Raw genomic sequence first — 20909 nt, 5'->3', positions numbered from 1 at the left:
TTAGATTTGACGACGGTACCGACACCTTCACCAAGGGTTACATGACCGGAGTCATGGTCTGTGTTTGCAAAGGCAAGAAGCTCGCGACCTGCTCGGGTCTCGCACCGAAGGGCTTCGAGAAGGCCGTATTGTCGGCAGGGTTCGAGTGCGCAAGTCCGCATGTTGATTCGGGGGTTGCGCAGGAGGAGTGGATGTGTGCTGCCAAGCAGATCATGCAGAGGCATGGCGGACACAAGCCCAAGCAACTCATCGAGCGGCTGTTCTATCCGATGGTGGAGGGTTTCAAGCCCAGTAGAGGCCCCAAGATAACTTTCCTGGTTCGGATAGAGGATCCAGTCACGAAGCAGTTGTCTGAACCAGAGGAGAGGACACAAGAATTCAAGAGCGGCGAGAACGTGCCTTCATGTTCAAAGTGCCAGGAAAATCTTCCCGGCATGTACTGCAGAACGAACTGCAGTTGATTGAATCAATAGGATCGGCCATGAGAGCACTCGTTGAGTTCATCGAACAGTACCGCCCCGGTTTTATCAAGGAGATCGTGCCGGCAGGCGAGCCAGAGATTGCGGTTCTGGAGGAACTCGCGGGTCCGCTGCCGGGCACCTACCGTCGTTTCCTACGGACGATGGGTGAGAGCATGGGTGACCTCGAACTTGCTGAGGCTAACTTCTCCATCAGCGGGAAAATCGGGGCCTACATCGCCATGGATTGGCTACAGCACGGGCGTTATATCCGTGTGGCACAAGATCAGGGGCCCGATGGCTGGGATTACTTCCTCGATCGCTCAAGCCCTCATGGCGCTGAAGACTGCATGCTCGTACGCCGGCTGCTGTCGAAGAACTACCCCCCGGAGGGCAGTCATCCCAAGCATGTAGGTCTGGAGGAATTCCTCTACTACGAGGCCTTCAAGGCGCTTCGCCTACCGTTGCTGCCCTATCGACGGAATTTCTCGTCACCGGAGGATCCCGGTGCCGATGGCCGCTACCGCTCGGACATCGTGTCCGCGCTGGCCGAGGAGAAGGGCTTCAAGCGCATTCCTCCCGCTGAACACTGCGCGCTTTACGAGCGCGGTGACGCCGGTCTGCTGCTCTACCGGCATCCGACAAAACCGACCTTCTCATTCAGTCTGGGCTGCGAGGATCCAGCGGAAATGGAGCGGCTGGTCCGCGAGTTCGAGGCGCGAACGGGGTTAAAAGGCGTCGTCGTGAAATAGGCGCAGCGCGTGAGAGGCCCACTTGGGCTGGATCCAGCCTCACGGCATGCGCGACAGGGCTTCGTTGCCGAAGCTCACGCGCGCCCACCACGGGCCCGGGGGCAGCGAGTCCAGCGACAGCAGCGACTCCAGCCGCTCGGCCGTGTCCTTCGGCAGATCCTTGAAGCCCACGCCGAAGATGGGCGTCACTGGCGAGTGCGCCCGGAACGCCGTGGACGCCCACATCACCTCGCCCGGCAGCAGCAGCGGCCCCTGCGACAACTCCATCTCCAGCAGGAACGGCGTGCCCACCTTCACCATCGCCGGCAGCGCGGGCGCGTCGACCTCCATGCCCACGCCTCCGCGAGAGATGTCTCGCACGTAGAACACCGGCGAGAACGGCGTGGACTCGATGGCGCGCACGTTCAGCGGGATGCGCGGGTACTTGCGCATCTTCTCGTGCTCCTGCGCGAAGATGCGCTGCAGCACCGCGTCCAGCGCCACCCGGTCCACGTCTGTCGCGTACTTCACCGTCAGGTGGTAGCGCCCTCCGGGCCGCGGGGTGATGTTCACCACCTCGCCCACCACCTCCACCGGCTGCGCCAGCCCCTCCGCCTGCATCTCGAACACGAAGCGCGTGCCCCGCGTCAGGCTGCGCCGCGTCTCCAGCGTGACACTCCCCTGGCCGACGCTCCGCGTGTACTCGTCGATCAGCGCCTCGGGCGTCTTGTAGGTCACCTTCAGGCGGACGCTGGAATCTTGCTCGGAGATCTGCATGTGCGGGCTCGCCCCTATGCTCAGGCGTCACACCGAAAAACACAAGGCCGGGCCACCCTCACAGGTAGCCCGGCCTTTTCCTGTTGAGCCGTCAGGCCCGGATACTCAGGAGTTCCCGTCGTCCATCGGGAGCTCGCCACCCGCGGTGATGGTGAGGGACTCGTTGGCGTAGGTGTAGCTGCCCTCGGACGTCTTGATGCTGCCGTTGAGCTTCACGGTCACCGTGCCCGAGGTGGCGCTGGTGGCCGCCAGGGAGATCGTCTCGGTCACGTCCGCGTCGATGAAGTCATCGATGTCGCCGCTGATCTCGACCTTGCCCTTCAGGCGCATGGCGAGATCGAGCGAAGTCCCCGTGCCGACGAAGCTGTACTCCATCGTCAGGTCGCCCTTGTACTTGTTGACGCCGTCCTGGCTGCAGTCGTCGTACTTGACGTTGTACTTGAACGAGCCGGACTGGCTGCCCAGGCTGGTCAGGTCCAGCTTGAGTTTCACCGAGCCTTCCTTCAGGCAGTCCACGGACACCTCGAGGCTGGTGTCCGCAGCGCTCGCCAGCGTGCGGGGATCCACCAGGCCGGAGACGTTCAGGCCCAGGCCCGAGACATTCAGACCCTGCTGGCTCTTGTTGCCACCCTGGCCCGCCGGCTGGCTGGCCGCGAACAGGGCCTTGGCAGCGCCCTCCTTGCCACCACCGAGCTTGGCGCCACCGCCACACGCCACCAGGGCGGTGGTCGCGAGCGCGAGGAGTGAAAGACGAATCGTGCGCGACATGTGCTGTGCCTCCTGAGGGACGGCCCGAGGGCTGCGTCCCGTGTGGCCCGCCCTCCCGGCGAGGACAGGCAACTTCCCCCCTCTGGGGAATGCCTCGGTGGCTTAGCAGACGGCCTGACTTTCCAGCAATCGACGCACCCTCCCCACACCGCGCCACCCGCGCCCACGGATCCGCCTGCTCCGGGCCGCTCCAGGCCTGTTGCATTTCTTGACCGGGTGGGAAGCGGCGCGTATTTTCCGCCGCGCGGTGGCAAGAAGTGGCAACAAGTGGTGGAAAATCCCGTGCCGAGGTGGGGCGGTGGCACGCCCGTGAGGGGAAGCGCTCCGCGTGTTCCGAGGCGTGTATGAGCACCAGATCGACGCGAAGGGGCGCACCAGCCTCCCGGCCAGGCTGCGGGAGACGCTGGTGGGCGCCTACGACGAGCGCCTCATCCTCACCACCGCGTTGGATCCCTGCCTCCACGCGTACCCGGTGCGCGAGTGGGAGGCCCTCGAGGCCGCGCTGGGCAAGCGCAACCCCATGGAGCCAGGGGTGAAGACGCTGATGCGCCTCTACGTGGCCAGCGCCCAGGAGTGCCCGCTGGACAAGATGGGCCGCGTGCTCGTGCCGCCGAACCTGCGCGCGCATGCCTCGCTGGAGAAGGACGTGGTGTGGGTGGGCATGGTGAAGGTGATGGAGCTGTGGAGCCGCGCTGGCTGGGCCAAGGCCCAGGAAGAGGCGCGTGCGGCGGCGGACTCGGCCGATGTGGCCCGGGTGCTCTCTGAACTTCGGCAGTAGCCAATTTCTCGACGGACTGTGGAAAACCCGTGAGTGTGGGGACGTGTATGAATCAGGTTTCGGAGGCGAGGCGGGCTCTGACGGCGAACGCGGGAAGCGATCGCGTGGAGACGCTGATGCTGGAGGGCGAGCTCGCCGAGGCGGAGCTGCTGCAGGTGTGCGAGGAGCTCTCGCGGCGGCTGCACCGGGGCGTGCGGCAGGTGGTGGTCGACTTTGCCGAGGTGGCGCACCTGGACTACCGCGGTGTGCGGCCGCTGATGGCTCGCGCCGAGGGCTTCCGCCGCGCGGGTGGGGACGTGAAGCTGTCCGGGCTGTCGCCGTACCTGGCTGCCATCTTCCGGGCGGCGGGCGCGCACGACCGGTTCGAGATGTACCCGCATATGAACGATGCCCGGGCGGCGTTCGCGCTCATGCGGGCTCCTTTCGTCTAGGGCTGCCTTCTTTGGCCTTCAGCCATCAGACCGTCCTGCTCAACGAGACGGTGGAGTTGCTGCAACCCGGAGCGGGCAAGGTGATCATCGACGGGACACTGGGCGGCGGTGGCCACACGGAGGCGCTCCTGGCACGGGGCGCCACTGTGGTGGGCGTGGACCGCGACCCCGTGGCGCTCGCCGCTGCCACCGCCCGTGTGGGCAGCAATCCCCGCTTCCAGGCGCGCGCCGGCACCTTCGGCGAGCTGCCTCGGGTGGCGGCCGATGTGCTTCCGGTGGATGGCGTGCTGGTGGATCTGGGGGTGTCCTCGCCGCAGCTGGACGAGGCCGAGCGCGGCTTCTCCTTCATGAAGGATGGGCCGCTGGACATGCGGATGGGTGCCGAGGGCCGCACCGCCGCCGAGCTGATCGCCGAGGAGGACGAGCGCGAGCTGGCCCGCATCATCTATGAGCTGGGCGAGGAGTCCTTCTCGCGGCCCATCGCCCGGGAGCTCAAGCGTGCCAAGCCCACGCGCACGCTGGAGGCCGCCGAGGTGGTGAAGCGCGCGGTGCCTCGCAAGGCGTGGCCGAAGAGGATCCACGTGGCGACCAAGACGTTCCAGGCGCTGCGCATGGCGGTGAACGGCGAGCTGGATCAGCTGGACGCGCTGCTGACGGCGCTGCCGCAGCTGCTGAAGGTGGGGGGAAGGGCGGCGGTCATCTCCTTCCATTCGTTGGAGGACCGGAAGGTGAAGGAGGCGTTCCGCGCGCTGGTGGGCGCGTGCAAGTGCCCTTCGGGCCTGCCCATCTGTGTGTGTGGTGGCCAGGGAGACTTCGCCCTGGTGACGAAGAAGGCCGTCGCCGCCTCGGAGGCCGAGGTGGAAGCCAATCCCCGCTCTCGCAGCGCGCATCTGCGCGTGGTGGAGAAAACTCGATGACCCAGGTGAGTGCTCGCAACTCGGCGTCGGTGACCACGGTGCTGCTGCACCTGCTGCCCGCGGTGCTGCTCTTCACCCTGTTCGCGGCGGTGGGCATTCTCCACGTCACCAGCCGCGTGCTCGTGGTGGACATGGGCTACCGGCTCTCCAAGGCCGAGTCCGAGGGCCACTCGCTCACCCGCGAGAATGATCGCCTCAAGCTGGAGCTGGCCACCCTCAAGGCCCCGGCTCGCCTGGAGAAGCTGGCGAAGGAGCAGCTGGGGATGATGATGCCCCCGGGCTCCGCCGTGGTGTCCGTGCAGCCGCAGCTGCCGAACACGCGCCGCCAGAACCCGGGTGAGACTCGCAAGCCCGCGGGGCTGCGCGTCGCCGAGCGGGAGAACGCCCGGTGAGGGATCTGAAGGCGGCGAGGGTGCCCGAGAACAACACCCGGTGGCTTCGGCTCCGGGTGCTGCTGTTGGGTGGGCTCTTCATGAGCCTGCTCGCGGTGGCGTTCGGCCGCGCCGCCTACTTGCAGACCTACGAGCAGGACAAGCTGCGCGGCATGGCGCAGGACCAGTACGTCCGCCAGATCGAGATCCCCGCGCGGCGCGGCGACATCTTCGATCGGCGCGGCACGCCGCTGGCCCAGAGCGTGGAGGTGGACTCCATCTGGGTGGATCCCTCCATGCTGACGGACGTGCGCAAGGCCGCGCGCTCCATGGCCAAGGCACTGAAGCTGGACGCCCAGGCCACCGAGGATCTGCAGGCCCGGCTGCAGCGCGGCAAGCGCTTCGCGTGGGTGAAGCGTCAGGCCAAGCCTCAGGAGGTAGAGGCGGTGAAGGCGCTGGGCTTTGCCGGGCTCGGCTTCACCAAGGAGCCCAAGCGCTTCTACCCGCAGCGTGAGCTGGCCGCACAGGTGGTGGGTGTGGTGGGCACCGAGGGCCGTGGCCTGGAGGGCCTGGAGCTCGCCTTCGATGACGAGCTGTCGGGACAGAATTCGCGTCTGTCCGGCTTCCGCGATGCCAAGGGCCGAAAGCTGCTGGTGCAGGGCGCGTCGGACCCCATCGAGCGCGAGGGCGCCGCCGTCACCCTGACGCTCGATCGCCACCTCCAGTACGTGGCTGAGAAGGCGCTGCTGCGCGCGGTGGAGGAGTCCAAGGGTGTGGCCGGCACTGTGGTGGTGCTCGACCCCAAGACGGGCGAGCTGCTCGCGCTGGCCAACGCCCCGAACTTCAACCCGAACACTCCCGAGGCGGCGCAGCACGACGCCATCCGCAACCGCGCCGCCCTGGATGCCTTCGAGCCCGGCTCGACGATGAAGGCCTTCGTCGTCGCCGCGGCGCTCGAGGAGAAGGCCATCAAAACGGACGACGTCTTCTTCTGCGAGAACGGCGCGTGGCGGATCGGCCGCTACACCATCAACGACACCCACCCGCACGGCTGGCTGGCCCCGAAGGCCATCCTCCAGCTCTCCTCCAACATCTGCTCCGCCAAGATTGGCCAGGCGCTGGGGCGCGAGAAGCTGGTGTCCTACTACCACGCGTTCGGTTTCGCGGAGCGCACGGGCCTGGCGCTGCCCGGCGAGGGCCGCGGCGTCATCCCGTTCCCCAAGGCGGAAGTCTCGCTGGCCACCCAGTCCTTCGGGCAGGGCATGACGGCCACCGCCGTGCAGATTGCCGCCGGCTACGGCGCCCTGGCCAATGACGGCATGCTCATGCGGCCCTATCTGGTCTCCAAGGTGGTGGACCCGGACGGCGTGGTGCTCCTGGAAAACCGCCCCGTGGAAGTTCGCCGCGTCGTGTCATCCAAGGTGGCCCGTCAAGTCGTGAGCATGCTCGAGAGCGTGGTCACCAAGGAGGGCACCGCTCCCAAGGCGGCTATGCAGGAGTACCGGGTGGCTGGAAAGACGGGAACCGCACAAAAGGCGGATCCGGTCGCCCGGGGGTACTCGGACAAGCGGATCGCTTCCTTCGTCGGCGTAGTACCGGCCGACAATCCGCGCGCCGTCATACTCGTAGTGGTGGACGAGCCGAAAACAGACGTGTACGGGGGACTTGTGGCTGCCCCCGCCTTTAAAGAAATCGCTACCGCCGCCATGGCTCATCTGGCCGTGCCGCCTTCGCGCACGGTCGCGCCAGAGGTGGTGGTAGCTCCGGTCGCGCCCCCGGCGGCGGCAAAAACCCCTGTCACCCCCAAGCCCGCCCCTGAGCGGCCCACCGTGGCCGTCCAGGAGGACGAGGGGACTGGCAGCGTCCGTGTTCCGGACGTGCAGGGGCAGGTCGGGCGCGAGGCCGTGGTGAAACTGCTCGCCGCGGCGCTGGAGCCACAACTGTTGGGCAGTGGACGCGTGGTATCGCAGACCCCCGCCGCCGGTGCGCTGGTGGACAAGGGGGCACGGGTGACGCTGGAGCTGGCGACGCGGCCCTGAGGCCGCACCAGGCCGGGCCCCGCGCTTGCAGTGCTGAAGGGGAAACGATGAAGCTGACGGATGTCCTCGCAGGGTGTGGAGCGGAGCAGGTCTCGGGCGGTCGATCCTCGGTGGACGTGACGGGGGTGACGCAGGATTCGCGCCGGGTGAAGGCCGGTGATCTGTTCGTGGCCGTGCCAGGAACGAAGGAAGATGGCGCCCAATACATTGGCGAAGCGGTCTCTCGCGGTGCCGTGGGCGTGGTCTCCGAGAAGCCCGTGGGCTCCTCGCAGGTGCCCTTCTTCAAGGTGAGCAGTGCGCGCAAGGCGCTGGCCCTCATCGCCGCGAACTTCTATGGCCGCCCGGCACAGCAGCTCACGCTGCTCGGTGTCACCGGCACCAACGGAAAGACGACGGTCACCTATCTGCTCGAGGCCATGAGCACCGCCGCCTACGCCTCCACCGGCGTCATCGGCACGCTGGGCTACAAGGTCGCCGGGCGCACCGTGGAGCTGGCGAACACCACTCCGGATGCGCTGGAGCTGCACCGCATCCTCCGGGAGATGGTGGACTCGGGCGTGGAGACGGTGGTGATGGAGGTGTCCAGCCACGCTCTGGTTCAGGAGCGCGTGCACGGGCTCACCTTCAAGGCCGCCGCGTTCACCAACCTCACGCGCGACCACCTCGACTACCACAAGGACATCGAGGACTACTTCCAGGCCAAGCGGAAGCTCTTCGGCGAGCACCTGTCGCCCACCGGCGTCGCCGTGGTGAACGGGGACGACACCTACGCCTCGCGCATCTACAACGAGCTGCGCGGCCAGAAGCGCATGGCGTGGAAGTTCAGCCGCACGGGCGCCGGTGAGATTTCGGCCACCGATGTGTCCTTCTCGCTGCAGGGCATCAAGGCCACGCTGAAGACGCCCGCGGGCGACATCCCCGTGAAGAGCAAGCTGCTCGGGCCCCACAACCTGGAGAACATCCTGGCGGCGGCGGGCGTGGCGCTCGGCGCGGGCATGGCTCGGCGCGATGTGCAGACGGGCATCGAGCGCATGACGAAGGTCTCCGGCCGCATGGAGCGCGTAGAGAACTACATGCCCGGCCCCGCGCCCGCGGTGCTGGTGGACTACGCGCACACGGATGACGCGCTCAAGCGCGCCCTGGAGGCCATGCGCACCCTGGCCAAGGGCCGCGTCATCGTCGTGTTCGGCTGCGGCGGTGACCGCGACAAGGGCAAGCGCCCGCTGATGGGCACCGCGGCCGCCGAGGGCGCGGACCTCGTGGTCGTCACCAGCGACAACCCGCGCACGGAGGATCCCGAGGAGATCATCTCTCAGGTGACGCCGGGCCTGGAGAAGGGCGGCCTGCGCCGCATCTCCTCGGGCAAGGCCAAGAGCGGCGAGAAGGGCTATCTGGTGGACGTGGATCGCCGCGCCGCCATCGAGACGGCCATTGGCCTGGCGGGGCCGGATGACGTGGTGCTCATCGCCGGCAAGGGCCACGAGACGTACCAGATCATCGGTGGCGAGAAGCGCCAGTTCGATGACCGGGAAGCCGCGGCCAAGGCGCTCGCGAGCCGTCCTCAAGGCTGAGCCAGCACCGCGCGACGCCGGACATCCCTCCTATGGCCGCTCGATTCACGGATGAAGAGGTGGTGAAGGCGACCGGGGCCAGCCGGCGCACCGGCCTGGCTCCCGTGGAGTTCACCGAGGTCTGCACCGACACGCGGGCGCTGACCCCGGGCTGCCTCTTCGTGGCGCTCCATGGCGAGCGCTTCGATGCCCACGCCTTCCTGGCCCAGGCGCGCGCGGGTGGCGCGGCGGGCGCCGTGGTGAGGGATGACCGGACGCTGCCTCCTCTGCCAGGGACGTTCCCGCTCTATGCGGTGCCTGACACGCAGGAGGCGCTGGGAGCGTTGGCCCGCGTTCACCGCCAGCGCTTCCAGCTTCCCGTGGCGGCCGTGGGCGGCTCCAACGGGAAGACGACGACCAAGGAGATGGTGGGCGCCATCCTCGCGGTGCGCGGGCCGGCGCTGAAGACGGAGGGCAACCTCAACAACGAGGTGGGCGTCCCGCTCACGCTCTTCCGCCTGGAGCCGTCGCACGTGGCCGCCGTCATCGAGGTGGGCATGAACCACCCGGGCGAAATCACCCGGCTGGCGCGCATCGTCCGGCCGCGCGCGGGCCTCATCACCGTGGTGCAGCCCGAGCACCTCGAAGGGCTGGGCAGCATCGAGGGCGTCGCCGAGGCCGAGGGCGAGCTGTTCCGCGAGCTGAACTCCGACGCCGTCGCGGTGGTGAACCTGGATGACGCGCTGATTCCGGCGCAGGCGGCGCGCACGAATGCGCGCAAGCTGACCTTCGGGCGCGCGGAGGCCGCGGACGTGCGGCTGGTGCGTGTGGAGACACTGGGCCGCGAAGGCTTGCGCGCCACGGTGCGCTACCAGGGCCAGGAGTATCCCGTTCGCCTGCACTTCATCGGCGAGCACAACGCGCTCAACGCCACTGGGGCCTTCGCCACGGGGCTCGCGCTGGGCTACTCGCCGGAGGAGTGCACGCGGGGCCTGGAGACGGCGCGCCCGTACGCGCGGCGCCTCAACGTGGTGGATGGGCTCCACGGCATCACCGTGATTGACGACTGCTACAACGCCAACCCGGCCTCCATGGACGCGGCGCTCGATACGCTGCGCACGCTGGTGCCGGCGGGCTCGCGAGCGGTGGCGGTGCTCGGGGACATGCTGGAGCTGGGGCCCGGCGAACTGGAGGAGCACCGCGCTCTGGGCGAGCGGGCGGCGGGCAGGGTGGAGCGGGTGGCCTTTTTCGGCCCGCGCTCCGAGCAGGGTTTCCGGGCGGCCTCCCGCCTGGGTGACGCGGCGGCGCACTTCACCGAGGTGGAGCCGCTGGTGAAGTGGCTGCAACCCCAGCTCAAGGCGGGGGATGTGGTCCTGGTGAAGGGCAGCCGAGGCATGCGGCTGGAGCGGGTGGTGGCGGCCCTCACGGGCGCCGCGGCGCCTGGAGGAGCTCACTAGTGCTGTTCTTGCTTTACGAGTGGCTCAAGGACACGGGCGCGGGCCGGGTCCTCAACTTCCTGCGCTACCCCACTTTCCGCATCATCGCGGCGGGGGTGTTCGCGCTCCTGTTGGGGATGCTGATCGGCCCCAAGCTCATCGCGCGGCTGCGGTTCAAGCAGCACGGCCAGTCCAACGTCCGCGAGGACACGCCGGACACGCACCAGAAGAAGAAGGGCACGCCCACCATGGGTGGTCAGCTCATCCTCCTGTGCATCGGCGCGGGCACGCTGCTGTTCGCGGACCTCAAGAGCCGCGGCGTCTGGGTGATGCTGCTGCTCACCTTCGGCTACGGCTTCATCGGCTTCCTGGATGATTGGCTCAAGCTGTCCAAGCGCAACTCGAAAGGCCTGGCCGGGCGCAAGAAGATGGTGCTGCAGACCTTCTTCTACCTGGTCGCCATCTTCGGGCTGATGACCACGTGGACGAAGGCGGACGGCTCCTTCGGGCCCACGCTGCTCATCAGCACCAAGCTGACGTTGCCCTTCATCCCGTCACACTGGTTCAGCCCGGACCTCGGCTGGTTCTACGTGGTGTTCGGCTGGATCGTCGTGGTGGGCACCTCCAACGCCGTGAACCTCACGGACGGCCTGGACGGGCTCGCCATCGTGCCCACCATCGTCTCGGCCACCACGTTCGCGGTGCTCTGCTACGTGGCGGGCACCACGCTGCACCTGGCGGACTCGCAGGTGGTGGACGGGGTGACGCGCACCGTGGCCACGCCGCTCTACCAGTACCTGGGCATCCTCCAGGTGCCCGGCGGCGCGGAGTTGTCCGTGTTCTGCGCCAGCATCGTGGGCGCGGGCATCGCCTTCCTCTGGTTCAATACCTACCCGGCGTCCGTGTTCATGGGCGACGTGGGCTCGCTGGCGCTCGGCGGCGCGCTGGGCGGACTGGCCGTGCTCTCCAAGAACGAGGTGGTCTCCGCCGTCATCCACGGGGTCTTCTTCGCGGAGATCCTCAGCGTGATGATTCAGGTCATCTCCTTCAAGACGACGGGCAAGCGCGTCTTCAAGATGGCCCCCGTCCACCACCACTTCGAGCTCAAGGGCATGGCCGAGCCGAAGATCATCGTCCGGTTCTGGATCGTCGCCATCTTGTGTGGCGGCGTGGCGCTGCTGTCCCTCAAGCTTCGCTAGGAGTCGTGCCCCATGTCTCTCGCGCTGTCCGGTCAGAAGGTGCTGGTGTTCGGGCTGGCGAAGAGTGGGGTGGCGGCCATCAAGCTGCTGCTCGCGCAGGGCGCCCAGGTGACGGCGCTCGATGCCCGGGATGAGAACGCGCTGGGCGACGTGGCTCGCGAGCTGAAGGCCCAGGGCGTGAAGCTTGTCACGGGCGCCACGCCGGCCGGGCTGCTCGAGGCCCAGCAGTTCATCGTGGTGAGCCCCGGTGTCCCGCTGTCCCTGCCCGAACTGGAGGCCGCGCGCATCGCGGATGTCCCCATTTGGGGCGAGATCGAGCTGGCCTGGCGCTTCCTCTCGGAGGTGCCGCTGTTCGGCATCACTGGCACCAACGGCAAGAGCACCACCACGGCGCTCACCGGCGAGCTGTTCAAGAAGGGCGGGCGCCGCACCTTCGTGGGCGGCAACCTCGGGCTGCCGCTGGCCGAGGCCGCGCTCACGCCGAAGGACTGGGATGCGCAGGTGGTGGAGCTCTCCAGCTTCCAGCTCGAGGGCATCCAGCAGGTGCGTCCCAAGGGCGCGGCCATCCTCAACCTGACGCCGGACCACATCGACCGGTACCCGAGCCACGAGGCCTATGGCGAGGCCAAGGCCCGCATCTTCATGAACCAGGGCCCCGGCGACTTCGCGGTGGTGAACGCGGAGGACGCGCACGTGATGCGGCTCGGGCTCCAGGCCAACGTGCCGGTGTACGGTTTCAGCGTGTCCGGGCAGTTCGCGCCGGGCGGACCGAAGCTCACGGGGATGGCGGTGGCGAAGCCCAGTGGCTTCCGGCTCGACTTCCTCAACGAGGACTACACGTTGACGAACCGGGCCCTGCGCGGTGCGCACAACGCGCAGAACGCCATGGCGGCGGCTCTGCTCGCCCGGCTGGGGGGCGTGTCTCGCGAGGCGGTGCAGGCCGGGCTCGACAGCTACCCGGGCTTGCCTCACCGCATGGAGAGCGTCCGGGTGCTGGACGGCGTGGAGTGGGTGAACGACTCGAAGGCCACCAACGTGGACTCGGTGCTGGTGGCGCTGAGGGCCTTCAAGGGCGACCTGCTGCTCATCGCGGGCGGGAAGGGGAAGGGCGCGCCGTACAAGCCGATGGTGGACGAGGGGCTCGGGAAGGTGAAGGTGGTTCTCACCATCGGTAAAGACGCGGAGACGATCGCTGCGGCGTACCAGGGGCACGCTCCGGTGCACTCCTGCGGCACGCTGGACGAGGCCGTGAGGAGAGCACGCGAGCTGGCGAAGGCCGGCGACACCGTGCTGCTGTCTCCCGCGTGCGCGTCGTACGATCAGTTCAAGAACTTCGAGGACCGGGGCGAGACGTTCAAGCGGCTCGTGCAGGCGCTCTGAGGTGCAGGCCATGAAGACATCCGCCGCCGGGCCCGTCCGGTTCGATCCCATCCTCCTGTGTGCCGTGCTGGCGCTCGTGGCATTGGGGCTGGTGATGGTCTACTCGGCCAGCGCCATCCTCGCGCAGGACAAGCTGGGCGACAGCCTCTACTTCCTCAAGCGCCAGCTCATGGCTGCCGGCATGGGCGTGGTGGCCATGGCCGTGGCCATGAAGGTCGGCTGGCGGAGGCTGGCACGCCTGGCCTGGCCGCTGCTCATCGTCACCATCTTGCTGCTGATAGCTGTGCTGATTCCGGGCGTTGGCACCACGGCAGGCGGCGCGCGCCGGTGGATTCGCTTCCCGGGCTTCGGTCTACAGCCCGCCGAGGTCGCCAAGTTCGCCTGGGTCGTCTACCTGTCCTACTCGCTGGCCAAGAAGCGCGAGAAGGTGGCCACGTTCTCCGTGGGCTTCCTGCCCCACCTGGTCCTGTGCGGCATCCTCGTGGCGCTGTGCATGCGCCAGCCGGACTTCGGCAGCTCCGTGCTGCTCGTGTTCCTGCTCTTCGTGCTGCTGTTCACCGCGGGCACCAAGCTGAGCTACCTCGTGGGCTCCGTGCTGCTGGCGCTGCCGATGGCGTACGTGGCCATCGCCTCCAGCCCGTACCGCATGAAGCGCGTGCTGGCCTTCCTGGATCCGTGGGCCCACCGCCATGACGTGGGCTACCAGGTGGCCGAGTCGCTCATGTCCATCGGCTCAGGAGGGCTCACAGGCCTGGGACTGGGTGACGGGCGGCAGAAGCTGTTCTTCCTTCCCGAGGCCCACACCGACTTCATCTTCGCCATCATCGGCGAGGAGCTGGGGCTCATCGGCGTCACGCTGCTGGTGGCGCTCTACGCAATCGTCATCTGGCGCGGGGTGCGCATCGCCCTGGCGTCGCCCGAGCCGTTCGGCACATACCTCGGGCTGGGCCTCACCTCCATCGTCGCCTTCCAGGCCACCGTGAACATGTGCGTGGCCATGGGCCTGCTGCCGACCAAGGGGCTGACGCTGCCGTTCGTCTCGTACGGTGGCACGTCGCTGCTGGTGCTGATGGGGGCGGCAGGGGTGTTGCTGTCATTGAGTACCGCCACGCAAGGGGCCCCGCGCACCTCTCGCGTCGGCAGCGAGATGCGGGAGGTGACAGCGTGAAGGTCCTCATTGCTGGCGGTGGAACGGGCGGTCACCTCTTTCCGGGCATTGCCCTGGCCGAAGAGGTCGTCACTCGCCACCACAAGAATGAGGTGGTCTTCGTCGGCACCGAGCGCGGTCTGGAGGCGAAGGTGGTGCCGCAGGCCGGCTTCCCGCTCGAGTTCATCAGCGTCCGCGGTCTCAAGGGCAAGGGCTTCCTCCAGTTCCTCTTGGGGCTGCTGGCGCTGCCGCTGGCCTTCATCGAGTCCATCCGCATCCTCCAGAGGCACAAGCCGGACGTCGTTGTGGGCGTGGGCGGCTATGCCAGCGGGCCCGTGGTGATGTCCGCGTGGCTGCTGGGCATCCCCACCGCGATCCAGGAGCAGAACGCGCTGCCGGGCATCACCAACAAGATCCTCGGCAGGTTCGTGCGCGTGGTCTTCACCGCCTTCGAGGATGCGCGGCGCTTCTTCCCCGAGGGCAAGGTGCAGCTGGTGGGCAACCCCATCCGCCGCAAGCTGATGGACAACTACCTGCGCTCGCACGTGGCGCACGAGCGGTTCTCCGTCCTCGTGTTCGGCGGCAGCCTGGGCGCCAAGGGCCTCAACCAGCGCGTGGTGGATGCGCTGGGCTTCCTCGAGGACCTGAAGGACCAGATGACCTTCGTGCACCAGACCGGGAAGAACGACCTGGAGATGGTGCGCAAGGGCTACGCGGACAAGGGCTTCCAGGCCGAGGTCGTCGAGTTCATCAACGACATGTCCGATGCCTACGCCAGGGCGGACCTCGTGGTGTGCCGCGCGGGCGCCACCACGCTGGCCGAGCTCACCGTGTGCAAGAAGCCCAGCATCCTCGTGCCCTTCCCGTACGCCACGGATGACCACCAGGCGGTGAACGCCCGGGCGATGGTGGAAGCGGGCGCGGCCCTCATGTTCCGCGAGGCGGAGCTCACCGGGCAGAAGCTGGCCGAGCAGATCCGCCTCCTGAAGACGGAGCCGGTGCGGCTCAAGCAGATGGAGAAGAAGGCCGGGCTGCTGGGCCGCCCCGAGGCCTCCAAGGAGCTGGCGGACGTGTTGGTGGATCTGATGGTGAAGGTGTACGGGCCCAACGGCCGCGACCGGCCCCCCAAGCCCGAGGCCGCCAAGCCCTCCAGGAGCGAGTGAGCCGTGAACAAGACTGGCAACAAGCCCCAGAGTCTCTTCAAGACGCGCCACGCCGCCCAGGTGCACTTCGTGGGCATCGGCGGCATCGGCATGAGCGGCATCGCCGAGGTGCTCATCAACCTGGGCTACCGCGTGTCCGGCTCGGACCTGAAGGGCAGTGACATCACCCGGCGTCTGGCCAGCATGGGTGCCACCATCTACGAGGGCCACAAGGCGCAGAACCTCGTGCATGCGGACGTGGTCGTCATCTCCTCCGCGGTGAAGAAGGACAACCCGGAGGTCGTCACCGCGCGCCAGCGGAAGATCCCGGTCATCGCCCGCGCGGAGATGCTCGCGGAGCTGATGCGCCTCAAGTACGCGGTCGCCGTGGCCGGCAGCCACGGGAAGACCACCACCACCTCCATGGTGGCCACGGTGCTCTCCGCCGCGGGGCTGGACCCCACCGCCGTGGTCGGCGGCAAGGTGAACGTGCTCGACTCCAACGCCAAGCTCGGCAAGAGCGAGCTCATGGTGGTCGAGGCCGACGAGAGCGATGGCAGCTTCCTCAAGCTGCACCCCGCCATCACCGTGGTGACGAACATCGATCCCGAGCACATGGACCACTACGGGACGCTCGAGGCGCTGAAGACGGCCTTCGTGGAGTTCTGCAACCGCGTGCCGTTCTACGGGCTCAACGTCCTGTGCCTGGACCACCCCAACGTGCAGGAGCTGCTGCCCCGGCTGGAGAAGCGCGTCGTCACCTACGGCAGCTCGCACATGGCGGACTACCGGGTGGAGGGCATCTCGCTCGAGGGCTTCAGCACCCGCTTCAACGCCTTCCGGCGCGATGAGCCGCTCGGCGAGTTCCGCGTCCGCATGGTGGGCGCGCACAACGCCCTCAACGCCCTGGCCGTCATCGCCGTGGCCGAGGAGATGGAGATTCCTCTCGACATCGTGCGCGGGGCCCTGGCCGAGTTCGGCGGCGTGCAGCGCCGCTTCACCGTGCGCGGCGAGGTGAACGGCATCACCGTGGTGGACGACTATGGGCACCACCCCACCGAGGTGCTGGCCACGCTGGCCGGTGCACGGCGGGCCTTCGGGCGCCGGGTCGTGGTGGCTTTCCAGCCCCACCGCTACACGCGCACCCATGATCTGAAGCGCGAGTTCACCACCGCCTTTAATGATGCGGACGTGCTCTTCGTCTCCAGCGTCTACGCGGCTGGCGAGGAGCCCATCCCCGGCGCCACGGGAGACGCTTTGGCCGAGGCCATCCGGGACCACGGCCACCGCGACGTGACGTACGTGGAGAAGCGGGTGGATCTGCCCGCCGCCATCGCTCCCCGGCTGCGCGAGGGTGACATCGTCCTCACGCTGGGCGCCGGTGACATCACCCAGGTGGGGCCGGATCTGCTGGCCCTGCTCGGGAAGGCCGGGGCCGCCAAGGGCGGGTGAGCATGACGGCGCGCATCGCATCCTCCCTCCCAGAGTGGCTCTCGCACCTGGATGGGTGTGAGGTGAAGGCGGGCGAGCCGCTCGCGCCCCTCACCAGTGTCCGGGTGGGAGGCTTTGCGGAGGCACTCGTCCGCCCGCGCAGCCCCGATGCGCTCGTGGCGCTGCTGCGGCTGGCCCAGGCCCAGGGCGTGCCCGTCACCATTCTGGGTGGAGGTGCCAACACGCTCGTGGGCGATGGCGGGGTGAAGGGCATCACACTGCGCCTCCCGGGAGATCTGTTCCCAGAAGCCGCTGACGTGGGCGAGGACGAGGGCCGCATCACGCTGGGCGCGGGCGCGGCGATCGTCCGGCTCGTCAATCAGATGCGCAACCACGGGCTGGTCGGCGCGGAGTTCCTCGCAGGCATCCCCGGCACGCTGGGCGGCGCGGTGTCGATGAACGCCGGCACCAAGAACGGCGAGTGCTTCCGCGTCGTGGAAGCCGTGGAGGTGGCCACGGCGGACGGGGTGGGGTGGCTGGAGAAGGCGCGGATTCCGCATGCGTACCGGCACTCGGAGCTGCCTCCGGGCGGCGTGGTGACACGGGTGCGCTTCCGGTTGCCTCGGGGAGACCTGGCCGCCTCCAAGCAGGCCATGGACAAGGACCTGGCCTACCGCAAGAGCACCCAGCCGCTCAGCCAGCCGAACTTTGGCAGCGTCTTCACCAACCCGCCGGGCGACTTCGCCGGGCGGCTCATCGAGAAGGTGGCCCTCAAGGGCCACATCCTGGGTCGCGCGCAGATTTCGACTCTGCACGCCAACTGGATCGTCAATCTGGGCGGTGCCACCGCCCGCGACGTCCTCGGCCTCATCACCCTGATGCAGGAGCGGGTGAAGGCTGATTCCGGCGTCGAGCTCAAACCCGAAGTCAAACGCGTAGGGGAGTTCCTTCCGTGAGCGCTCTGTCCAAGTCCGAGCTGAAGTCCAAGCGCGTCGCCGTCCTCATGGGGGGCCTGTCCGCCGAGCGCGATGTGTCCCTGCGCACCGGGGCCGCCGTGTCCAAGGCGCTGCGCTCGTTCGGCTATGACGTGGTGGACATCGACGTGGGCAAGGATCTCGCCGCGCGCCTCGTGGCCGAGAAGGTGGAGGTGGCCTGGATTGCCCTCCACGGCCGCTACGGCGAGGACGGCTGCGTCCAGGGATTGCTCGAGTCCCTCTTCATCCCCTACACCGGCAGCGGCGTGCTCGCGTCCGCCATGGGCATGGAGAAGGTCTACGCCAAGCAGGTCTTCACCACCCACGGCATCCCCACGCCTCCTTATAAGGTGTTCACCGAGGCCACCGCCGCCCGCGCCGCCGTGGACTCGCTGCCGTTCCCGTTTCCCGTCGTCGTGAAGCCCAGCCGCGAGGGCAGCAGCGTCGGCGTCCACGTCTGCAAGACGAAGGAGGCCTACCTGGCCGCCGTGGACGACGCCTCCAAGTACGCCGGCTTCCTGCTGGTGGAGCAGTTCATCAAGGGCCGCGAGGTGCAGGGCGCCGTGCTGGATGACGAGGCGCTCGGCGTCATCGAAGTGAAGGTGGCCCGCGAGTTCTACGACCAGGAGGCCAAGTACAAGGCCGGCAGTGGTACGCAGTACCTCTTCCCAGCGCCCCTGCCCGCAGATCAGTATGCGCGCGTGAACGAGGTGTGCCTCGCCGTCCACAAGGCGCTCGGCTGCAAGGGCGCGTCGCGCTCGGACGTCATTGCCACCGAGTCGGGAGACGTCTACGTGCTGGAAATCAACACGCTGCCGGGCATGACCGAGACGAGCCTCTTGCCGAAGATCGCCAACGGCCGAGGCATCGACTTCCCCACCTTGTGTGAGCGGATCCTCCTCGGCGCGTCACTCAAGGCCTGAGCCTGCGCCGCCCTCCGGCGCGCTCCGGTATCCTCCTGCACCCTCGCGGTAACCTACGGGAATTCCCCTAGGTCGCCGCTACAGCCACATACCTGTAGCCAAAAACTGGCGCGCCGATCCAACCCGGCGCAGCATGCGGACCTGTTTTTTCTCCATGGCCTTCGGCAAGTCCAAGAACCGTCGCCGCGTCGACACCGCCCAGAAGAAGGAGGCGGTGAAGGGCGCCGTTCGGAATCACGGTCCGTCCGTGGCCAAGGGACTGCTGGCCGCCGTCATCACCGCGGGCCTCATCTGGGGCGGCATCGAGCTGCGCACCTGGGCGCTGGCCTCGCCGCGCTTCCAGCTGCAGGAGGCGAACTTCACCGGGCTCACCCGAGCCTCGCGCGCGGAGCTGGTGCGGCTGTCCGGCCTGGCGGTGGGGCAGAACCTCTTCGCCATGGACGTGGCCGCGCTGGAGAAGGCCATGCTCCAGCACCCGTGGGTGCATGGTGTGGAGGTGACGCGGCACTTCCCGGCCACTGTCTCCGTGGAGGTGGTGGAGCACCTGCCCGAGGCGTTGGTGGTGCTGGGCGACCTGTACGTGCTGGACGGGGAGGGCGAGCCCTTCAAGCGGGTGACGCCGGGGGACGGGCTGGACTTGCCGCTCGTCACGGGCGTGGAGCGCGATGCTTACGTGAAGGATCCCGCCGCCGCGCGCGAGCGCATGAAGGCGGCCATCGAGGTGATGCACGCCTACGCCGATCTGAAGCCGGGCCGCCACGAGCGGCTGTCCGAAGTCCGGGTGAACGGCACGTCGCTGACGCTGGTGACGGTGACGGGGCAGGAGGTGCTGATGGGCGAGGGGAACACCGAGGCCAAGCTGGCGAGGCTGACGCGCGTGCGGCGCGAGCTGAGCACCAAGGGGCTGGCCGCCGACGTCATCCACCTGGAGAACCGGGCGCGTCCCGGCTGGGTGGCCGTGAAGCTTTCGAGTCCTGTCTCCGAGAGGAACGGGACCTCGACGCAGTAGGGAACGCCCTTTCACGAGAGTGGGGGCACCGGGGAGGCAGTTGTCATGGCGAAGCAGAAGTCTGGGGAGATCATCGTCGGGCTGGACATCGGCACGACGAAGATCTGCGCGATCGTCGGTGAGCTCACCGACAGCGGGATCGACATCATCGGTATCGGCACCCACCCCTCCAAGGGGTTGCGCAAGGGCGTCGTGGTCAACATCGAGGCGACTGTGTCCTCCATCCGCCGTGCGGTGGAAGAGGCCGAGCTCATGGCGGGGGCGGAGATCTCCCACGTTTACACGGGCATCGCCGGGGGCCACATCAAGGGCTTCAACTCCCAGGGCATCGTCGCGGTGAAGGACAAGGAGGTCCGCGAGGCGGACATCGCCCGCGTCATCGACGCCGCCAAGGCCGTGGCCATCCCCCTGGACCGGGAAGTCATCCACGTGCTGCCGCAGGAGTTCATCATCGACGACCAGGGCGGCATCAAGGAGCCGCTCGGCATGGCGGGCGTGCGCCTGGAGGCCAAGGTGCACATCGTCACGGGCGCCGTCTCCAGCGCGCAGAACATCGTCAAGTGCGCCAACCGCACCGGCCTGAACGTGGCCGACATCGTCCTGCAGCCCCTGGCCTCCGCCGAGGCCGTCCTCAGCGAGGATGAGAAGGAGCTGGGCGTGTGCCTGGTGGACATCGGCGGCGGCACCACGGACATTGCCATCTTCTCCGGCGGCTCCATCGTCCACACCGCCGTCATCGCCCTGGGCGGCAACAACCTGACGAGCGACATTGCGATTGGCCTGCGCACCCCGGCGCACGAGGCCGAGCGCATCAAGCAGAAGTTCGGTTGCGCGCTTGCCTCCATGGTCAACAAGGACGAGACGATCGAGGTGCCGAGCGTCGGCGGCCGCCAGCCTCGCGTGCTCGGCCGGCAGATCCTCTGCGAGATCCTCGAGCCGCGCGTGGAGGAGATCTTCCAGCTCGTCCATCGCGAAATTCAGAAGTGCGGCTACGAGGACCTGCTCGCCTCGGGCGTGGTGATCACGGGTGGCTCCACGCTGCTCGCCGGCATGCCTGAGCTCGCGGAAGAGGTGCTCGGACTGCCCGTGCGGCGCGGTATGCCTCGCGGTATCGGCGGCCTGGTGGACGTGGTGAAGAGCCCCATGTACGCCACGGGCGTGGGCCTTGTCGTTTACGGCGCGCGAAACCTGGATCGCCGCATGTTCCGGATTCGCGAGGAGAACGTGTACAAGAAGGTGAAGGGCCGCATGCGCGAGTGGTTGGAGGAAATTTTCTAGCCACGCTGCGCGCCCAAAACCCGGAAAGCACCAAGAGGGATCCCGAAAGGGACTCCCTCTTTTTTTTGATCAACACTCCTCGGGTACAATCATTGGCGCTGCGTTTCAGGTAGGACGCTTCAAACCGACGTCTCACGTCTTCCCTTGCATCTCGACGGCTGGAGTCTGAG

Annotated in this window: 20 protein-coding genes; 18 read left to right on the top strand and 2 right to left on the bottom strand. The window is 67.8% G+C overall.

What is annotated here, in order from left to right:
• Positions 1–41: 41 nt before the first annotated feature.
• Positions 42–461: a hypothetical protein gene (locus DB31_RS40800; RefSeq protein WP_157232404.1), complete on the top strand. Its 420-nt coding sequence runs from the start codon at positions 42–44 to the stop codon at positions 459–461.
• A 20-nt stretch (positions 462–481) separates the two neighbouring features.
• Positions 482–1210, top strand: a complete 729-nt coding sequence (locus DB31_RS51055; protein WP_240487203.1) for a hypothetical protein — start codon at positions 482–484, stop codon at positions 1208–1210.
• Between the two features lie 39 nt (positions 1211–1249).
• On the opposite strand, the gene DB31_RS40790 is transcribed toward DB31_RS51055, so the two are convergent.
• On the bottom strand, positions 1250–1966 hold the full coding sequence (locus DB31_RS40790; protein WP_044198552.1) for a PilZ domain-containing protein: 717 nt from the start codon (positions 1964–1966) through the stop codon (positions 1250–1252).
• Between the two features lie 105 nt (positions 1967–2071).
• Positions 2072–2734, bottom strand: a complete 663-nt coding sequence (locus tag DB31_RS40785; RefSeq protein ID WP_044198551.1) for a hypothetical protein — start codon at positions 2732–2734, stop codon at positions 2072–2074.
• A 328-nt stretch (positions 2735–3062) separates the two neighbouring features.
• Between DB31_RS40785 and mraZ the strand changes: the two genes are divergently transcribed.
• The 16 genes from mraZ (at position 3063) to ftsA (ending at position 20739) form a co-directional block, all read left to right on the top strand.
• Positions 3063–3512 (top strand): division/cell wall cluster transcriptional repressor MraZ, encoded by a 450-nt coding sequence (mraZ, locus tag DB31_RS40780; protein ID WP_044198550.1) that lies wholly within the window; start codon positions 3063–3065, stop codon positions 3510–3512.
• Between the two features lie 47 nt (positions 3513–3559).
• Entirely contained in the window at positions 3560–3943 is a 384-nt protein-coding gene (locus DB31_RS40775) for an STAS domain-containing protein (RefSeq protein ID WP_044198548.1), read from the top strand.
• A 2-nt stretch (positions 3944–3945) separates the two neighbouring features.
• Positions 3946–4860, top strand: a complete 915-nt coding sequence (rsmH, locus tag DB31_RS40770) for a 16S rRNA (cytosine(1402)-N(4))-methyltransferase RsmH (protein ID WP_044198603.1) — start codon at positions 3946–3948, stop codon at positions 4858–4860.
• Positions 4857–5252: a cell division protein FtsL gene (ftsL, locus tag DB31_RS40765; RefSeq protein ID WP_044198547.1), complete on the top strand. Its 396-nt coding sequence runs from the start codon at positions 4857–4859 to the stop codon at positions 5250–5252. Before rsmH ends, ftsL begins: the two co-directional genes overlap by 4 nt.
• On the top strand, positions 5249–7270 hold the full coding sequence (locus DB31_RS40760) for a penicillin-binding protein (RefSeq protein WP_044198545.1): 2022 nt from the start codon (positions 5249–5251) through the stop codon (positions 7268–7270). Before ftsL ends, DB31_RS40760 begins: the two co-directional genes overlap by 4 nt.
• Before the next feature lie 47 nt (positions 7271–7317).
• Complete coding sequence (locus DB31_RS40755; protein WP_044198543.1) at positions 7318–8841, top strand: UDP-N-acetylmuramoyl-L-alanyl-D-glutamate--2,6-diaminopimelate ligase; 1524 nt, start codon at positions 7318–7320, stop codon at positions 8839–8841.
• 32 nt (positions 8842–8873) lie between these two features.
• The gene (locus DB31_RS40750; RefSeq protein WP_044198542.1) at positions 8874–10277 is read left to right on the top strand and encodes a UDP-N-acetylmuramoyl-tripeptide--D-alanyl-D-alanine ligase; all 1404 of its coding nucleotides are present in this window, start codon (positions 8874–8876) and stop codon (positions 10275–10277) included.
• Complete coding sequence (mraY, locus tag DB31_RS40745; protein ID WP_044198540.1) at positions 10277–11455, top strand: phospho-N-acetylmuramoyl-pentapeptide-transferase; 1179 nt, start codon at positions 10277–10279, stop codon at positions 11453–11455. The genes DB31_RS40750 and mraY overlap by 1 nt, the downstream gene beginning before the upstream one ends.
• A 12-nt stretch (positions 11456–11467) precedes the next feature.
• The gene (gene murD / locus DB31_RS40740; protein WP_044198539.1) at positions 11468–12835 is read left to right on the top strand and encodes a UDP-N-acetylmuramoyl-L-alanine--D-glutamate ligase; all 1368 of its coding nucleotides are present in this window, start codon (positions 11468–11470) and stop codon (positions 12833–12835) included.
• A gap of 10 nt (positions 12836–12845) precedes the next feature.
• Positions 12846–14003, top strand: a complete 1158-nt coding sequence (gene ftsW / locus DB31_RS40735) for a putative lipid II flippase FtsW (protein WP_044198601.1) — start codon at positions 12846–12848, stop codon at positions 14001–14003.
• Positions 14000–15145 (top strand): undecaprenyldiphospho-muramoylpentapeptide beta-N-acetylglucosaminyltransferase, encoded by a 1146-nt coding sequence (murG, locus tag DB31_RS40730; RefSeq protein ID WP_044198537.1) that lies wholly within the window; start codon positions 14000–14002, stop codon positions 15143–15145. The genes ftsW and murG overlap by 4 nt, the downstream gene beginning before the upstream one ends.
• A gap of 3 nt (positions 15146–15148) precedes the next feature.
• Positions 15149–16576, top strand: coding sequence for a UDP-N-acetylmuramate--L-alanine ligase (gene murC / locus DB31_RS40725; RefSeq protein WP_044198535.1), 1428 nt, complete (start codon positions 15149–15151; stop codon positions 16574–16576).
• A 2-nt stretch (positions 16577–16578) separates the two neighbouring features.
• Complete coding sequence (gene murB / locus DB31_RS40720; protein WP_044198533.1) at positions 16579–17511, top strand: UDP-N-acetylmuramate dehydrogenase; 933 nt, start codon at positions 16579–16581, stop codon at positions 17509–17511.
• Positions 17508–18452: a D-alanine--D-alanine ligase gene (locus tag DB31_RS40715; RefSeq protein WP_075306477.1), complete on the top strand. Its 945-nt coding sequence runs from the start codon at positions 17508–17510 to the stop codon at positions 18450–18452. Before murB ends, DB31_RS40715 begins: the two co-directional genes overlap by 4 nt.
• 133 nt (positions 18453–18585) lie before the next feature.
• Entirely contained in the window at positions 18586–19461 is an 876-nt protein-coding gene (locus DB31_RS40710) for a cell division protein FtsQ/DivIB (protein WP_338034357.1), read from the top strand.
• Positions 19462–19506: 45 nt separating this feature from the next.
• Entirely contained in the window at positions 19507–20739 is a 1233-nt protein-coding gene (gene ftsA / locus DB31_RS40705) for a cell division protein FtsA (protein WP_044198530.1), read from the top strand.
• The last annotated feature ends 170 nt before the right edge of the window (positions 20740–20909 follow it).

Source organism: Hyalangium minutum (genome assembly GCF_000737315.1).
Classification (GTDB): domain Bacteria; phylum Myxococcota; class Myxococcia; order Myxococcales; family Myxococcaceae; genus Hyalangium; species Hyalangium minutum.
This window is presented reverse-complemented; position numbering and strand designations above follow the sequence as displayed.

What these genes read in the sequence shown, in the direction of transcription:
- DB31_RS40800 (WP_157232404.1), top strand. Translation starts at nt 42, where the DNA reads ATGACCGGAGTCATGGTCTGTGTTTGCAAAGGCAAGAAGCTCGCGACC.
- DB31_RS51055 (WP_240487203.1), top strand. Translation starts at nt 482, where the DNA reads ATGAGAGCACTCGTTGAGTTCATCGAACAGTACCGCCCCGGTTTTATC.
- DB31_RS40790 (WP_044198552.1), bottom strand. Translation starts at nt 1,966, where the DNA reads ATGCAGATCTCCGAGCAAGATTCCAGCGTCCGCCTGAAGGTGACCTAC.
- DB31_RS40785 (WP_044198551.1), bottom strand. Translation starts at nt 2,734, where the DNA reads ATGTCGCGCACGATTCGTCTTTCACTCCTCGCGCTCGCGACCACCGCC.
- DB31_RS40775 (WP_044198548.1), top strand. Translation starts at nt 3,560, where the DNA reads ATGAATCAGGTTTCGGAGGCGAGGCGGGCTCTGACGGCGAACGCGGGA.
- ftsL (WP_044198547.1), top strand. Translation starts at nt 4,857, where the DNA reads ATGACCCAGGTGAGTGCTCGCAACTCGGCGTCGGTGACCACGGTGCTG.
- DB31_RS40755 (WP_044198543.1), top strand. Translation starts at nt 7,318, where the DNA reads ATGAAGCTGACGGATGTCCTCGCAGGGTGTGGAGCGGAGCAGGTCTCG.
- DB31_RS40750 (WP_044198542.1), top strand. Translation starts at nt 8,874, where the DNA reads ATGGCCGCTCGATTCACGGATGAAGAGGTGGTGAAGGCGACCGGGGCC.
- murD (WP_044198539.1), top strand. Translation starts at nt 11,468, where the DNA reads ATGTCTCTCGCGCTGTCCGGTCAGAAGGTGCTGGTGTTCGGGCTGGCG.
- ftsW (WP_044198601.1), top strand. Translation starts at nt 12,846, where the DNA reads ATGAAGACATCCGCCGCCGGGCCCGTCCGGTTCGATCCCATCCTCCTG.
- murB (WP_044198533.1), top strand. Translation starts at nt 16,579, where the DNA reads ATGACGGCGCGCATCGCATCCTCCCTCCCAGAGTGGCTCTCGCACCTG.
- DB31_RS40710 (WP_338034357.1), top strand. Translation starts at nt 18,586, where the DNA reads ATGCGGACCTGTTTTTTCTCCATGGCCTTCGGCAAGTCCAAGAACCGT.
- ftsA (WP_044198530.1), top strand. Translation starts at nt 19,507, where the DNA reads ATGGCGAAGCAGAAGTCTGGGGAGATCATCGTCGGGCTGGACATCGGC.